The organism is Agrobacterium sp. 22-214-1, from assembly GCF_053522465.1.
The window spans coordinates 1,932,960-1,948,546 of record NZ_JBNWCK010000001.1; the positions used below are offsets into that span (position 1 = coordinate 1,932,960).

Genomic DNA, 15,587 nt, shown 5'->3' on the forward strand with positions numbered 1-15,587 from the left:
GTTCAGCCGAGGAATTTGGTCATTTCGATCGAGGTCGTGCGGTTATAGCCGGCATGGGCGTTTTCGGCGGTCTTGACGAAACCCCAGGCGGCGAATCTGGCGTGATTGGCGATGAGCTCGATGCGGGTTTCCAGCCGCAGCGCCGGCAGCGCCAGTTCGCGGGCCCGCGCTTCGGCCCGCTCCAGAAGCATCCTGCCTATACCCTTTCCCTGCGCTTTCGGGGAAACACAGAGTTTGCCGACATAAAGACGAGCCGGCGGCTCCGGCCGGCAAAACAGGCAGCCGACAATCTCATCGCCATCAAGCGCCACGAAAGCGATCTCCACCCTTGCCTTCTCCGCCAGATTTTCAAGCGTCAGGCGATGAGCCGACGACGGCGGATCGATGATGCCATCCATATAGGCGAAGGAGGACATGATAAGTGCCAGCAATTCCTGCCAGCGATTGAATTCTTCCCCGATCTTAGCGATCTCGATCATGGTGTCTTCCCAGTTGCCCGCCGCTTGTATCGCACGGTTTCGAAACGGGCCGACAGGGCATCGTAGAGGAGCAGGCGGCCGATTAGCGGCTCGCCGGCACCGGTGATAACCTTGATCGCCTCCATGGCCATAAGCGTGCCGATAACCCCAGTCAGCGCGCCGACAATGCCTGTTTCCGCGCAATTGGGGATAAGGCCCTGCGGTGGCGGTTCCGGAAACAGGTCGCGATAGCCGGGCTGCAGAGCACCCTCGGCGTTCGTCTCATAGGGTTTCAGCACCGTCACCGAACCATCAAAACGGCCGACAGCCCCCGTTACCAACGGTCTTTTCGCAGCCTCCGCCGCATCGGCGGCGGTATAACGCGTATCGAAATTATCCGAGCCGTCGATCAGGAGATCGAAGGATGGCAAGTGGTCATGCGCCCAGACCTGCGAAAAGCGCTCTTCATAAACAAGCGTGCGGACATGCGGATTGAGCCGGGCGATGGCCTTGCGCGCGCTACCCGTCTTCAGCTCCCCAATCGTACCGGTATCGTGGATCACCTGTCGCTGCAGATTGGACAGGGAAACCACATCGTCATCGATCATGCCGAGCGTGCCGACACCGGCGGCGGCAAGATAATGCAGGACGGGAGCGCCAAGACCGCCGGCCCCGATGACCAGCACACGCGCCGCCTTCAGCCGCTGCTGGCCCACGCCGCCGATTTCCGGTAACAGGATATGGCGCTTGTAGCGTTCGATTTCTTCCGGGCTCAGCGGGTCCATGTCACCCTCCATCTCTTAGCCGTCATGCGGTGATGCTCCCGTGGGATACATTGAAGAATTGCGCCCTGTCGCCGAGGGCGGAGAACATCGCCGTATCCGTTCCGGTCATAAAACTCTGGCCGCCAAGCGCATGAATGAGATCGAACAGAGCCGCCCGCCTGCCCTCATCCAGATGGGCGGCGATCTCGTCCAGCAGCAGAACCGGCGCATGACCAGTCATATTGGCCGTTAGCTGCGCATGCGCAAGCACCAGCCCCACCAGTAGCGCCTTCTGTTCCCCGGTTGAACAGCGCTCGGCCTCCATGTCCTTTTCCGCATGGCGCACGAACAGATCGACGCGGTGCGGCCCATCCAGTGTGCGGCCGGCAGCAGCATCACGATACCGGCCATCGCGCAACATAAGCCTGTATTCATCCTCCAGATCGACGGCGGGACGATTGAGCCCATCGTCCATGAAACCGGAGAGCGAAAGCGCCGCGGAAGGGAAAGCGGCATTGCCCGCCCGCCCCTCGATCAGGCTCTTCAAGAGGCCGAGCATTTCATAACGCGCAATCGCCATGGAGATGCCGAGTTCGGCCATCTGTTTTTCGATGCCGTCCAGCCAGACCGGATCGAAGCGGCCTTCCGAAAGTAGCCGGTTACGGCCGCGCATGGCCTTTTCGAAATCGCTTGCCCGTCTTCCGTGAGCGGGATCGAGCGACAAAACCAGCCGGTCGAGGAAACGCCGGCGGTCCGAGGACGAGCCGGTAAAGAGGCCATCCATGGCCGGCGTCAGCCACAATACCCGCAGATGGTCGGTCAGTTCATCGACGGATTTCACCGGCGTGCCATTCAGTCTCAGGCGACGCGACACCACCTCGCCATCGCCTTCAATTCCCGTACCGATGGCGACTTCGCCATCCATACCCTCGACATCGGCGAAGATCGAGAAACCGGTGGCTTCGGCCCCTACCCGCGTCACATCAGACAGGGTGGCGCGGCGCAGGCCCCTTCCGGGTGAGAGAAAGGAGACGGCCTCCAGGAGATTGGTCTTGCCGGAACCATTGTCGCCCGTCAGCACCACATGGCGGTCATCGAGCGTGAGCGCAGCCGCCGCATAATTGCGGAAGTCCGTGAGTTTCAGCCGTAAAAGCGACACCTTGTTCGTCATGTGTACGGCCTAAAACGAAGATGGACGGATAGCAAGGTGGGGAACGTCCGTCCGCACCCGAAGACCGCCGCTAGAGTGTAATTCATTCTTCAGTAGCAACTTTTTTAGTCGCCGGTTATTTATGAACCGGTCCTCATCACCGGTAGCCCATTCATGCGCCTGATCTTTTCTCTCTTTCTCACTCTCGGTCTTCTCTCCTCCTGCGCAGGCCGACCGGGGGCGGATGTGCTGGAAGCCGTCAACACCAGGACCCGCGACACGAAAATCGTGACCGCCTTCGTGGCGAGCACACGGGAAAAAAGCACGGACGCGAAAAAGGGCTTCGGCACGGCGCGGGCGATGGAGCCGAACTACGCCAGTTTCGATATTTCCATTCCGCCCACCCATAAAAGCGGGAAAATCGAATGGGCCAGCGGCAAGCCCGACCCGAAAAAGAATTTCGTCGTTACCAGGGCCGATATGCTGACGAAGACGCGCTTCAATGCCGATCTTGGCGACATAGCCCGCTCCGGCAAGCAGATCGCACTTTTTGTACACGGCTATAATTACAGCTATCAGGAAGCCCTTTTCCGCGCGGCGCAGATGGCGGCGGATGCCAATATGAACGGCGTTCCGCTGGTCTTTTCCTGGCCCTCTCAGGCCTCTGTCGCCGGCTATGTGGCCGACAAGGAGTCCGCGACCTTTTCACGCGATGCGCTCGCCGCGATGTTGATCGATCTCACCCGGGAGACCCCAAAAAAAAGCGTCGTCGTGTTCGGGCACAGCATGGGCGGCTGGCTGGTCATGGAAGCGCTGCGACAATTGCGCTTCCAGGGCAGAAACGATGTCATCGCCAAGCTGCAGGTGGTGCTAGCTGCGCCCGATATTGACGCCGATGTCTTCCGCAAGCAGATCGAGGTTGTCGGCCGGCTCAGCCCACCGCTCACCGTTCTCGTTTCCAAGGATGACCGTGCGCTCAAAGCCTCTTCCATCCTTGGCGCCGACGTCACCCGTATTGGCGCGCTGGATGTGACCGACCGCCAAGTGCAGGAAGCCGCCCTCAAGGAGGGTGTGCAATTCGTCGACATCTCCAACCTGAAGGCGTCGGACCCACTCAACCACGACCGCTATGCGGCGCTGGCCTCCATGGTGCCGCAACTTGAGGCAAGCAGGCGCGGGGGTGACATCAACAGCGCCGGAGCCTTCGTTTTCGATGCGATTGGCGCCACCGTCGCCAGCCCCTTCCGCCTTGCGAGCCAGGTGGTGAACCCGCAATAGCTTTTGCGGGTTCCTGCTAACAAACCGGTTTCAGAAATCCCAGTCTTCGTCTTCGGTCGCAACCGCCTTGCCGATGACATAGGAAGAGCCGGAGCCCGAGAAGAAGTCGTGGTTCTCGTCGGCATTGGGCGAGAGCGCCGAGAGGATCGCCGGATTGACCCGGCAAGCCTCGGCCGGAAACAGCGCCTCATAACCCAGATTCATCAGGGCCTTGTTGGCGTTGTAATGCAGGAACTGCTTGACGTCCTCCGTCAGACCGACGCCGTCATAGAGGTCTTCGGTATATTTGGCCTCGTTGTCATAAAGTTCGAGCAGGAGATCGAAGGCGAAATCCTTGATCTCCTGTCTCTGCGTTTCGCTGAGACGCTCCACCGCCCGCTGGAACTTGTAGCCGATATAATAACCATGCACGGCCTCATCACGGATGATGAGGCGGATCAAATCCGCCGTGTTTGTGAGCTTGGCGCGGCTTGACCAGAACATCGGCAGGTAAAAGCCGGAATAGAACAGGAAACTTTCCAGAAACACGCTGGCGATCTTCTTTTTCAGCGGATCGCCGCTGTCATATTCTCGCATGATGAGCGCGGATTTACGCTGCAGGAATTCGTTTTCCTCCGACCAGCGATAGGCGTCGTCAACATCGGGCGTGAGGCAGAGCGTTGAGAAAATCGATGAATAGGAGCGGGCGTGCACGGCCTCCATGAAGGAGATGTTGGAAAGCACCGCCTCCTCATGCGGCGTTGCCGAATCCTCCATCAGGCGCACCGCGCCGATACCGTTCTGGATGGTGTCGAGCAATGTCAGGCCGGTGAAGACACGGATTGTCAGTTTCTGTTCTTCCGGCTTCAGCGTTCCCCAGGAGGGGATGTCGTTGGAGAGCGGCACCTTTTCCGGCAGCCAGAAATTCGAGGTCAGGCGGTTCCAGACTTCGAGGTCCTTGTCGTCCTCGATGCGGTTCCAGTTGACCGCGCGGATGCGGGACGCGGTTTTTACGGCGATGTTCATTGTCTTGTCCCTCAATTCAGAGCGTGCAGGAAACGCAGCCCTGAACCTGCGTGCCTTCCAGCGCCATCTGGCGCAAACGGATGTAATAGATGGTCTTGATGCCCTTCTTCCAGGCATAGATCTGCGCCCGATTGATATCGCGTGTCGTTGCCGTATCGCGGAAGAACAGCGTCAACGACAGGCCCTGGTCGACATGCTGGGTCGCGGCCGCATAGGTGTCTATGATCTTTTCAGGACCGATCTCGTAGGCATCCTGATAATATTCGAGATTGTCGTTCGAGAGATAGGAAGCCGGGTAATAAACGCGACCGATCTTGCCCTCTTTACGGATTTCGATCTTCGAGACGATCGGATGAATGGAAGAGGTGGAGTGGTTGATATAGGAGATCGAACCGGTGGGCGGTACGGCCTGAAGGTTCTGGTTATAGAGACCCGATGCCATCACGTCCTGCTTCAACGCTGTCCAGTCTTCCTGCGTTGGAATGGCGATGCCGGCTTTTTCGAACAGCTCACGGACCTTTTCCGTCGCGGGCAACCATTCCCGGTCGGTATATTTGTCGAAATAGTCGCCTGAGGCATATTTGGAGTTCTCAAAGCCCTTGAAGCTCTGGCCCCGTTCCACCGCCAACCGGTTGCTGGCGCGGATGGCGTGATAGGTGACGGTGTAGAAATAAATATTGGTGAAATCGATGCCTTCTTCGGAACCGTAGAAGATGCGCTCACGCGCCAGATAACCATGCAGGTTCATCTGGCCAAGCCCGATGGCGTGGCTGGCATCATTGCCCTTCTCCACCGAGGGCACGGAGGAAATATGGCTCATGTCCGACACGGCCGTCAGCGCCCGGATGGAGGTCTCGATGGTCTTGCCGAAATCGGCGGAATCCATCGCCGAAGCAATATTGAGCGAGCCGAGATTGCAGGAAATATCCTTGCCCATATGGCTATAGGACAGATCGGCGTTGAACTCGCTCGCTTCGCTGACCTGCAGGATTTCCGAGCAGAGATTGCTCATGCTGATGCGGCCGGCAACCGGATTGGCGCGGTTCACCGTATCTTCGAACATGATGTATGGATAGCCGCTCTCGAACTGGATTTCGGCGATCACCTGGAAGAATTCGCGCGCTTTGATCTTTTTTTTGCGGATGCGGCTATCGGCGACCATTTCCTGGTATTTTTCGGTGACCGAAATTTCGGTCAACGGCACGCCATAGACCCGCTCCACATCATAGGGCGAGAACAGGTACATATCCTCATTGTTGCGGGCGAGTTCAAAGGTGATGTCGGGAATCACCACACCGAGCGACAGGGTCTTGATACGGATTTTCTCGTCGGCATTTTCGCGCTTGGTATCGAGGAAGCGCATGATATCCGGGTGGTGGGCATGCAGATAGACCGCGCCGGCACCCTGACGCGCACCCAGCTGGTTGGCGTAGGAAAAGCTGTCTTCCAATAGCTTCATGACGGGAATAACGCCGGAAGACTGGTTTTCGATCTGTTTGATCGGCGCTCCGAATTCGCGAATATTGGTTAAGGACAGCGCCACGCCGCCACCGCGCTTGGAAAGCTGCAGCGCCGAATTGATAGAGCGACCAATGCTTTCCATATTGTCTTCCACACGCAGCAGAAAACACGAGACCAGTTCACCACGGCTCTTCTTGCCGGCGTTGAGGAATGTCGGCGTTGCCGGCTGGAAGCGGCCTGAAATGATTTCATCGACCAGATCGCGGGCAAGCTGCTCATCGCCACGCGCAAGGGCCAGCGCCACCATGCAGACGCGATCCTCGTAACGCTCCAGATAACGTTTTCCGTCGAAGGTCTTCAGCGTGTAGGAGGTGTAATATTTGAAGGCGCCGAGAAAGGTCGGGAAGCGGAATTTCCGGGCATAGGCTTCGTCATAGAGATCGCGGACGAAATTGAAGGAATACTGATCCAGTACCTCCTGCTCGTAATATCCCTCCGTCACCAGATAATCGAGCTTTTCCCTGAGGTTATGGAAAAAGACGGTATTCTGGTTGACGTGCTGGAGGAAATATTGCCGGGCAGCCAGGCGATCCTTGTCTAGCTGGATCTTTCCGTTCTCATCGTAAAGGTTCAGCATCGCGTTCAGCGCGTGGTAGTCCAGAGCCGCATCGAGCGGTTTCTGGGTTACGGCTGCCGGCTGTTTGACGTCCTTGCGAATGGCGCTCGAGGTCAGCGTGTCCAAAATCGTTCCAATCCATGTTTGACGTTGGCGACATCTTCCTCCGTGCCGAGAAGCTCGAAGCGATAGAGAAACGGCACTGCGCATTTGCGCGAGACGATATCTCCGGCGGATGCGAAAGCTGCGCCAAAATTCGTGTTTCCCGCCGCGATGACGCCGCGAATGAGATTTCGGTTGGAGGGCTCGTTCAAAAACCGGATGACCGGTTTCGGGACGGCGCCTTTGGTGCCACCACCCCCATAGGTGGGGGTGACCAGCACATAGGGCTCGGACACATGGGGAACATCTTCCTCAACGCCAAGCGGCAGGCGAAACAGACGCCGTCCCAGTTTCAGAAGGAAACGATGGGTGTTTTCAGAGCGGCTGGAATAATAGACGATCAGGCCCATCGCCCCGCCGCCTCAACTGATCGAGCCGATCATATCCGGCCGGAAACCCGCCCAATGGCGCTCACCGGCAACAACGACGGGCACCTGCATGTAGCCGAGGCCCCGGACATGATCGAGCGCATCCGCATCTTCGGAAATATCGACAATCTCATAGGGGACGCCGATGCGGTCGAGGGCGCGATAGGTGGCGGTGCATTGGACGCAGGCGGGCTTGCTGTAAACGGTGATGGTCATAATTTCCTCTCTCGAAGCCGGTTTCGGACACGGCTCAACATTGCCGATTGCAATCGCAATCGGACGGCGATGGTTCTGTCATTCAGGTGAGGCGCAGGGCCTTGGAAGGCTTCTCGCATTCAGGACGGAAACCGGGTCTGGTTTTCCTGGTGATGCTGCAAGCCGCGTAAAATCATTCCCTACGCCGACGAGCGCAGCAACTCAAACAAATGCACTGGCATGACTTCACCCCGAAGCTTGTTCTGGAGGGGGCAGAAAAGGGCGCACGCAAATCATTTGCGTCATACACCTTCCTCCGGACACCCCGCCCGTGGACGTTTGCGCTCAAGGCAGGTCTCCTGACTTGCGGGTCACAACATCTATTCCGGCCTTCCCGAAGCTTTCGGCTCCAGTGACCCAAATCGGAACGATGCTCACCGCTTACAGTTGCGGGGGCAGTTTCGGCCTTGCTCCGCCATAAAGGCGTTACGCACCGAATTCCCGTCTTAGCTCCCAATCCTTGCGAATCGGAAGAACCTCGAACACCACATATAGTATATGAGGAAATTTTCGCGTCAATAAATAGACACACAAAAGCCCCACCCTGTGGATCAAAAAGATTCAACACATGGTCAACAAAGGCTTAACGGCACATGCGTGCCGCCGCTCAAACAGAGAAAAGCGTTAATCTATTCCCAGATATCGATGTGAATATCGGCGGGACGGGCGTTTTCGATCACCCTTTTTCCGTTCGGAAGATCGTTTTCGAAAAGTTTGGCGTGGATATCAGCCTCGTCGAGACCGTAGCCCTGCCACCTTTTCCGCAGCCTCTCCTCCAGCACCTCGACGGACGGCCCGACAAAAATGGTGAGGTCGAAGCTTTTGGAAAGAGTTGTCCACGGCGCCTCGTCCAGCAGCAGATAATTGCCTTCAGCGAGGATAAAGCGTGTTTCCGGCGCAATCGCCCGGGCAGACGCTATGGCGATTTCACGGGAGCGGTCGAAAACCGGAACAAGCACCTCCTGCCCGCCCTTGCGGACGGCGGAAACGATATCGAGAAAACCGCGCACGTCGAATGTTTCCGGCGCGCCTTTTCGCGGCAGCAGCCCCCGCTCTTCAAGGATGCCATTGTCCATATGGAAGCCATCCATGGGCAGGACGGCGGCCGTTTCGCCCCGTGCGAGCAAAGTATCACAAAGGGCATCCGCCAGCGTGGATTTGCCGGCCCCAGGGGGACCGGCAATAGCGACGATAAAACGGGATTTACCTTCTGCCCGCCGAAGAACATCCCCGGCGATCGTTTCAAGCTTCAGCGTCATGCGGCAAGCGTTTCCTTCGGCGCTTCCTTGGCGCCCGTCATGAAGGCGACCGCATCCGACATGGAATAGTCCTTCGGATTGATGACGCACAGACGCTTGCCGAGCCGATGGATATGAATGCGATCCGCGACCTCGAACACATGCGGCATGTTATGCGAGATGAGAACGATCGGCAGGCCTCTCGAGCGCACATCCAGAATAAGCTCCAGAACACGCCGGCTTTCCTTCACGCCGAGTGCTGCCGTCGGCTCGTCAAGAATGACGACCTTGGAGCCGAAGGCCGCTGCACGCGCCACCGCCACACCCTGACGCTGGCCGCCGGAGAGGGTTTCCACCGCCTGATTGATGTTCTGGATCGTCATCAGGCCGAGTTCCGACAGTTTCTCCCGGGCGAATTTTTCCATGGCTGGGCGGTCAAGGGCGCGGAACAGGCTGCCCTGAATGCCGGGTTTGCGGATTTCACGGCCGAGAAACATATTGTCGGCTATGGAAAGCGCCGGTGACAGGGCGAGGTTCTGATAGACCGTCTCGATGCCAGCCTTGCGCGCCTCGATCGGCGAGCGGAACTGGACGGGCTGGCCTTCCAGCCGGATTTCCCCTTCATCGGGTGTCACCGCACCGGAAATCGCCTTGATGAGAGAGGATTTGCCGGCGCCGTTATCGCCGATCACCGCCAGGATTTCGCCCGGATAGAGATCGAAATCGGCATGATCGAGGGCGGTCACACGACCATAGCGCTTGACGAGATTGCGTGCTGTGAGAATGGGTTCTTTTGCCATCAGCCTGCTACCTTTCTGATCCACTGGTCGATTGCGACAGCCATGATGATGAGGACGCCGATCAACAGATAGGTCCATTGCGGGTCTGTTCCGATAAGCCTGAGGCCAAGCGAAAAGACACCGACGATCAGGGCGCCGAAGATCATGCCCATGATGGAGCCGCGCCCACCGAACAGCGACAGGCCGCCGATAACCACCGCAGTGATGGATTCGATATTGGCGAATTGACCGGCGGTCGGCGAAACCGAGCCGATACGGCCGATGAGGGCCCAGCCAGCGAAGGCGCAGATGAGGCCGGACAGCGTGTAAACGGTGGTCAGCATGCGCTTGACGTTGACACCGGCAAGTTCTGCGGCATCCGGATCGTCACCGACAGCATAAAGATGGCGGCCCCAGGCGGTGCGGTTCAGCACATACCATAGCAGGGCGACGAGCAGGACCATGGCAATGACGCCATAGGTGAAAACCGCGCTGCCGACACGGATATTGGCGCCGAAGAATTGCAGGATCGGCGCCTGCTGGGCGATATCCTGGGCTCGGATCGTCTCGTTTGCGGAATAGAGGAAGTTGGTCGCCAGTACGATCTGCCACATACCAAGCGTGACGATGAAGGGCGGTAGGCGCATGCGCGAGACCAGAATGCCGTTGATGAAGCCGCAAAATGCGCCGACGGCAAGGCCACAGAGAATGGAGAGTTCCGCCGGCAAGCCGTAACGGAAGGTGAACTGTCCCATGATGACGGAGGACAGGACCATGATCGCGCCAACCGACAGATCGATGCCCGCCGTCAGGATAACCAGCGACTGCGCCGCGCCGACAATACCGACGATGGCGACCTGCTGCAAAATAAGGGTCAGCGTGAAGGCCGAGAAAAACTTGCCACCGAGAAGCAGGCCGAAAACAATCAGCGACAGCACCAGAACAATAAGCGGAACGGCCGCCGGGCTGGAGTGGAGAAAGTGCTGCAGTTTTTCCAGCACGCTCTTGTCGTGCGTATCGAAAGCGGCGACCTGCGTCGAACTTCCCGAAAGCACTTTTTCAAATTCATTATGCGGCTGAGCCCGCACCGGCTGATCGCTCATGGATTTTCCTCCCGATCGCTCTCTATCGCACCAGCCCTGACACCGGGGTCTATCTCAAAAGAGAATGATGCGTAGATTTCAAAGTGTTGTGAAGCGGCCTATATCATCCCCGCAGGACGCGTGACGCGCTCGTTTGTTCCTTTGTCCGATCCCCCGGATCGTGCCTGATATTCATTCTGGTCCAAGGGCGGGGGCACGAATGCCCCCGCGGGTTTCAACGGTGAGGCATCAACCCCAGCACTTGTTGAGACCTTCCTTCGTATCGATCGAGTCGAGGCCCTTGACCGGCTTGTCGGTTACCAGCGTCACGCCGGTATCGACGAAGTTCTTGCCTTCGGTCGGCTTCGGCTTTTCACCCGTGTCGGCAAACTTCTTGACGGCTTCGACGCCGAGAGCCGCCATCAGCAGCGGATATTGCTGCGAGGTCGCGCCGATCACGCCTTCCGCCACGTTCTTGACGCCCGGGCAACCGCCATCGACGGAAACGATCAGAACATCCTTTTCACGGCCGACCGCCTTCAGCGCCTCATAAGCGCCGGCTGCCGCAGGTTCGTTGATGGTGTGGACGACATTGATGGTCGGGTCCTTCTGCAGCAGATTTTCCATCGCCGCGCGGCCGCCTTCTTCGTTACCATTGGTGACATCATGGCCAACGATGCGCGGATCGTTTTCATCGCCGATCTTGTTGATGTCCTTCACGTCGATGCCAAAGCCCTTCATGAAGCCCTGGTTACGCAGCACATCCACCGTCGGCTGGGAGGGGGTGAGGTTGAGGAAGGCGATCTTCGCATCCTTGGCCTTGTCGCCGAGGCTGCCGGCAGCCCATTTGCCGATCAGCTCACCAGCCAGAAGATTGTCGGTGGCGAAGGTGGAATCAGCGGCATCAACGGGTTCGAGCGGTGTATCGAGGGCGATGACCAGAAGACCGGCGTCACGCGCCTTCTGCACCGCGGGAACGATGCCCTTGGTGTCCGATGCGGTGATCAGGATACCCTTGGCGCCATCGGCAATGCAGGTCTCGATGGCGGCTACCTGGCTTTCGGAATCGCCGTCGATCTTGCCGGCATAGGATTTCAGCGTCACGCCAAGTTCTTTAGCCTTGGCGGTCGCGCCTTCTTTCATCTTGACGAAAAAGGGATTGGTATCGGTTTTGGTGATGAGGCAAACCGAGGTATCGGCCGCAGACGCAACGGAAGCGAAAGAAACGCCAAGCGCAAGCGCGCCCAGAAGAGCGGAAACAGTGGTCTTCATGAGATCCTCCCAATGGATATTTGAGCACCGTGACGGTTACCCGACGATCCCGTCTCCTCCGAGATCGACGACCGTTGGCTCAGATGGAACCACCAAAGGAAACGCCTGTCAATAAATAAATCCGATTGAATTATTAATTCCGTATGGCATTCTAATATGCGGCAGGGAGGAATATCGCCGCGTCGTTTAACGTTGCGATAGCAAGATTGCCATAAAGCCTGCTGTATCGGTCGCGGCGGATAGGGCGGGCGGGAGGATGACACTATGAGACAATCTGTCGAGACGGCGCCGCCGGCGCCGCCCACCACCATGGATATAAGCGGCGGCGCCAACCAGATCGGAGTGCGCGCTTATAATGAGCGGCTTGTGCTCTCTCTCGTTCGCCGTCACGGCGGACTGTCAAAAGCCGAGATATCAAGACTTTGCGGCCTTTCAGCGCAGACCGTCTCGGTCATCATGCGCTCGCTTGAAAAGGACGGGCTTCTCATTCGCGGTGAAAGACTGCGCGGCAAAGTCGGCCAGCCATCGACGCCGATGCGGCTTAATCCCGACGCCGTCTTTTCTTTCGGTGTGAAGATCGGCCGACGCAGCGTCGATCTCGTGCTGATGGATTTTGTCGGCCGGATCAGGCTCAAGCTCCGCAGAACCTATCCCTACCCTCTTCCGGAATGGATACTACCCTTCGTAATCGACGGCATAACAGAACTCGAATCGAAGCTTTCCCCTGCCGAGCGGGAGAAAATTGCCGGTGTCGGCATCGCCGCTCCATTTGAATTGTGGAACTGGGCGCAGGAAGTGGGCGCTCCACAGATCGAAATGGAGAGATGGCGGGGCGTCGATATCCGGTCGGCAATTGCCGAAAATGTCAGCTATCCGGTTTTTCTGCAGAACGACGCGACCAGCGCCTGCGGCGCCGAACTGGTTTTTGGCGCAGGCCAGCACTATCCGGATTTTCTTTACGTCTTCATCGGCTCCTTCATAGGCGGCGGCGTTGTTTTGAATTCGGCGCTATTTTCCGGAAAGACGGGAACGGCCGGCGCCATCGGCCCCCTGCCGGTGCAGGGGCAGGACGGCAATACCGTCCAGCTTCTGAAAATCGCGTCGATCTTCGTTCTGGAAAACATGCTGCGCGAAAAGGGCATCGATCCGCGTCCCCTGTGGTTTTCTCCGGACGAGTGGATCGATTTCGGCGAGCCGCTGGAAAGCTGGATCAGGAAAACCGCCGCGGCGCTGGCGCAGGCCGTCATTGCCGCCGCCTCCATCATCGATTTTTCGAGTGTCATCATCGATGGCGGTTTTCCCGACTGGGTCAGAACAAGGATCGTCGCCGCCACCCGCCTTGCCCTTAAACACCACGATCTGCAGGGTGTCACGGTGCCTGACATCATCGAAGGCGCGGTCGGTAGCCAGGCGCGGGCAATCGGCGGCGCGAGCCTGCCCCTGTTTTCGCGCTATCTCATCGATCAGAACGTTCTGTTCAAGGACACGACCGGCTGAGCCTTCACAACGCTCTGCGGTTTTATTACCCGGCTGTTAATTTGGATATCCGCCGGTCATTCGCCAGCGGCGTGCTGCATGATCGCCGCCAGAAAGGCAGGTCCGTATCGCTCGAGCTTGGTATCTCCGACGCCGGGAATCCCAGCCATTTCCTTCGCCGAGGCCGGTTTTGCCGTTGCAAGTTCTATGAGGGTCTTGTCGTGGAAAATCACATAGGGCGGAACGTTCTGTGCCCGGGCAATTTCCATGCGCTTCGCACGCAGCGCCTCAAAAAGACTGCGATCGGATTCCGGCAAGGCCGTCGATACCGTGTTGCGGGGCGGCTGTTGCCGTGCGGAACGGGGAGCGGATGGTATCCTCAGCATCAATGCCGGTTTTTCGCGCAGGAACCGCCGTCCATCCTCGGAGATGGACAGGCCGCCATGTCCGGACAGGTCCACTTCAATCATGCGTAAAGCAACCAACTGACGCAGGATGGCGCGCCATGTGCGGTTGTCGTGCTCTTTGCCTATCCCGTAGGTGGTGATGCGGTCATGTCCGAAGCGGGAAATCCGCTCGTCCTCGACACCCAGCAATACGCGGATGACATAGGCCTGACCGAAACGTTCACCCGTGCGATAAATACAGGACAGGAGTTTCTGCGCGGCGATGGCCCCGTCAAACAGGTCCGGCGGCTCGGCGCAGGTATCGCAATTGCCGCAGGGCTCACACCGGTCGCCGAAATAGGAGAGCAGAACCTGCCGGCGGCAACTGGCCGTTTCTGCAAGGCCGAGCAGCGCATCGAGCTTCTGGCGCTCCATATATTTGCGTTGGTCCGCGGCATCCGATTCTTCGATGAAACGATTGCGCAGGGCAATATCTTCATAGCCATAGAGCATGAGCACGTCCGATGGCAGACCATCACGACCGGCTCGGCCCGTTTCCTGATAATAGGCCTCGATGCTGCCGGGCAGGTCGATATGAACCACGAAGCGCACATCCGGCTTGTCTATGCCCATGCCGAAGGCGACAGTCGCGACAATGATGACTGCCTCTCCGTGCTGGAAACGGGTCTGGTTTTCCTCACGAGCGGCCTTATCCATGCCAGCGTGATAGGGTAGCGCATCGCGACCCTCCTCCCGCAGCCATGCCGCCGTTTCGTCCACTTTGCGTTTGGAAAGGCAATAGACGATACCGCTCTCACCGTCGCGATCCTTCAAAAAGCGCTTCAGCTGCGCGCGCGGATTATCCTTCTCCATGATCGCATAGCGGATATTAGGACGGTCGAACCCGGCAATGAAGGCATCGTGCTCTTCAATCCCCAGGTGACCGAGAATTTCGGCGCGCGTGGGCTCGTCGGCCGTCGCCGTCAGCGCCATGCGCGGCGTATCGGGAAAACGCTCGATCAGCGTGTCTAGCTGGCGGTAGGGCGGCCGGAAATCATGTCCCCATTGAGAGAGACAATGAGCCTCGTCGACCGCGATCAGCGACAGGTCGATGGATTGCAACGCATCGAGGACATCTGGCTTGAGCAGGGTTTCCGGCGCGGCATAAAGAATATCGACCTTGCCGGCCCGCATGTCCCGCCAAAGCGCGCGCCGCTCTTCCGGGGAAAGATCGGAATTGAGAGCTTCGGCCCGCACGCCGGCCTGACGCAGGGCAGCGACCTGATCAACCATCAGTGCGATGAGCGGCGAGACGATCAACCCCATGCCGTCACGCGCAAGCGCTGGGATCTGGTAACAAAGCGACTTTCCACCGCCCGTCGGCATCAAAACGAAGGCATTGTTTCCCGCCATTACATGCCGAATGATGTCGGCCTGCCGCCCGCGGAATGCATCGTAGCCATAGATGGTCTTGAGGATATGCAAGGGATCAGCGGTCACGGCGGCCTTTATCCGAACAGAAATGATGGCGCATCATCACCGTTTTCTGAGCGATGGCAATGCCGAAGATAGCTTTGTTCATGGAAGTAGATTGTGGAATTGGCTTTGTGATCAGCGGCCTAGTTTTTCCCTGACGGCGGGCCCGATATCATGAGTCCAGAAACAACAAACCCCGTCGCGAGTGCAACGGGGTTTTGTTTTGGATATTTGGTTGCGGGGGCAGGATTTGAACCTGCGGCCTTCAGGTTATGAGCCTGACGAGCTACCGGGCTGCTCCACCCCGCGTTGACTGGTTTTATTATAGCACAAAGGCCGCATTTGCGGCCTCTTGATTTGG

The 15,587-nt window shown here is 58.2% G+C and carries 14 protein-coding genes, 1 tRNA gene and 1 riboswitch; of the genes, 2 read left to right on the top strand and 13 right to left on the bottom strand.

All coding sequences use genetic code 11. From position 1 onward, the window contains the following. Positions 1 to 2: 2 nt before the first annotated feature. The 3 genes from ACQZ5G_RS09705 to recF are packed head-to-tail and all read right to left on the bottom strand — an operon-like array spanning position 3 to position 2,393. Complete coding sequence (locus tag ACQZ5G_RS09705) at positions 3 to 479, bottom strand: GNAT family N-acetyltransferase (protein WP_448737088.1); 477 nt, start codon at positions 477 to 479, stop codon at positions 3 to 5. Then, the gene (locus ACQZ5G_RS09710) at positions 476 to 1,243 is read right to left on the bottom strand and encodes a molybdopterin-synthase adenylyltransferase MoeB (protein WP_448742663.1); all 768 of its coding nucleotides are present in this window, start codon (positions 1,241 to 1,243) and stop codon (positions 476 to 478) included. The genes ACQZ5G_RS09705 and ACQZ5G_RS09710 overlap by 4 nt, the downstream gene beginning before the upstream one ends. Positions 1,244 to 1,265: 22 nt before the next feature. Continuing rightward, positions 1,266 to 2,393 carry a DNA replication/repair protein RecF gene (gene recF / locus ACQZ5G_RS09715; protein ID WP_003524291.1) on the bottom strand — a complete coding sequence of 376 codons (1,128 nt, stop codon included), beginning with the start codon at positions 2,391 to 2,393 and terminating at the stop codon, positions 1,266 to 1,268. A 153-nt stretch (positions 2,394 to 2,546) separates the two neighbouring features. On the opposite strand from recF, the gene ACQZ5G_RS09720 reads away from it, so the two are divergent. Then, positions 2,547 to 3,650 (top strand): alpha/beta hydrolase, encoded by a 1,104-nt coding sequence (locus tag ACQZ5G_RS09720; RefSeq protein ID WP_448737086.1) that lies wholly within the window; start codon positions 2,547 to 2,549, stop codon positions 3,648 to 3,650. Positions 3,651 to 3,680: 30 nt separating this feature from the next. On the opposite strand, the gene nrdF is transcribed toward ACQZ5G_RS09720, so the two are convergent. From nrdF to ACQZ5G_RS09760, 8 genes are all read right to left on the bottom strand, one after another. Further along, positions 3,681 to 4,655: a class 1b ribonucleoside-diphosphate reductase subunit beta gene (gene nrdF, locus ACQZ5G_RS09725; RefSeq protein WP_448737085.1), complete on the bottom strand. Its 975-nt coding sequence runs from the start codon at positions 4,653 to 4,655 to the stop codon at positions 3,681 to 3,683. 16 nt (positions 4,656 to 4,671) lie between these two features. Beyond that, the gene (gene nrdE / locus ACQZ5G_RS09730) at positions 4,672 to 6,858 is read right to left on the bottom strand and encodes a class 1b ribonucleoside-diphosphate reductase subunit alpha (protein ID WP_448737084.1); all 2,187 of its coding nucleotides are present in this window, start codon (positions 6,856 to 6,858) and stop codon (positions 4,672 to 4,674) included. Next, positions 6,846 to 7,244: a class Ib ribonucleoside-diphosphate reductase assembly flavoprotein NrdI gene (gene nrdI / locus ACQZ5G_RS09735; protein WP_020812691.1), complete on the bottom strand. Its 399-nt coding sequence runs from the start codon at positions 7,242 to 7,244 to the stop codon at positions 6,846 to 6,848. The genes nrdE and nrdI overlap by 13 nt, the downstream gene beginning before the upstream one ends. A gap of 12 nt (positions 7,245 to 7,256) precedes the next feature. Then, on the bottom strand, positions 7,257 to 7,478 hold the full coding sequence (gene nrdH / locus ACQZ5G_RS09740; protein WP_448737083.1) for a glutaredoxin-like protein NrdH: 222 nt from the start codon (positions 7,476 to 7,478) through the stop codon (positions 7,257 to 7,259). A 311-nt stretch (positions 7,479 to 7,789) separates the two neighbouring features. Then, positions 7,790 to 8,013, bottom strand: a riboswitch (cobalamin riboswitch). Positions 8,014 to 8,146: 133 nt separating this feature from the next. Further along, entirely contained in the window at positions 8,147 to 8,776 is a 630-nt protein-coding gene (locus tag ACQZ5G_RS09745) for a nucleoside triphosphate hydrolase (protein WP_448737082.1), read from the bottom strand. After that, a complete protein-coding gene (locus ACQZ5G_RS09750) occupies positions 8,773 to 9,555 on the bottom strand; it encodes an ATP-binding cassette domain-containing protein (RefSeq protein WP_003524281.1) in 783 nt (260 codons plus the stop codon). The genes ACQZ5G_RS09745 and ACQZ5G_RS09750 overlap by 4 nt, the downstream gene beginning before the upstream one ends. Then, a complete protein-coding gene (locus ACQZ5G_RS09755) occupies positions 9,555 to 10,637 on the bottom strand; it encodes an ABC transporter permease (protein ID WP_003524280.1) in 1,083 nt (360 codons plus the stop codon). The genes ACQZ5G_RS09750 and ACQZ5G_RS09755 overlap by 1 nt, the downstream gene beginning before the upstream one ends. Positions 10,638 to 10,865: 228 nt before the next feature. Beyond that, entirely contained in the window at positions 10,866 to 11,888 is a 1,023-nt protein-coding gene (locus tag ACQZ5G_RS09760; RefSeq protein ID WP_003524279.1) for a sugar ABC transporter substrate-binding protein, read from the bottom strand. A gap of 264 nt (positions 11,889 to 12,152) precedes the next feature. On the opposite strand from ACQZ5G_RS09760, the gene ACQZ5G_RS09765 reads away from it, so the two are divergent. Further along, the gene (locus ACQZ5G_RS09765) at positions 12,153 to 13,385 is read left to right on the top strand and encodes an ROK family transcriptional regulator (RefSeq protein ID WP_003524278.1); all 1,233 of its coding nucleotides are present in this window, start codon (positions 12,153 to 12,155) and stop codon (positions 13,383 to 13,385) included. A gap of 56 nt (positions 13,386 to 13,441) precedes the next feature. Here ACQZ5G_RS09765 and recQ read toward each other — a convergent pair whose 3' ends face one another. Next, the gene (gene recQ, locus ACQZ5G_RS09770; RefSeq protein WP_448737081.1) at positions 13,442 to 15,250 is read right to left on the bottom strand and encodes a DNA helicase RecQ; all 1,809 of its coding nucleotides are present in this window, start codon (positions 15,248 to 15,250) and stop codon (positions 13,442 to 13,444) included. Positions 15,251 to 15,458: 208 nt separating this feature from the next. After that, positions 15,459 to 15,535 (bottom strand) — tRNA-Met (locus ACQZ5G_RS09775). Positions 15,536 to 15,587: the final 52 nt, after the last annotated feature.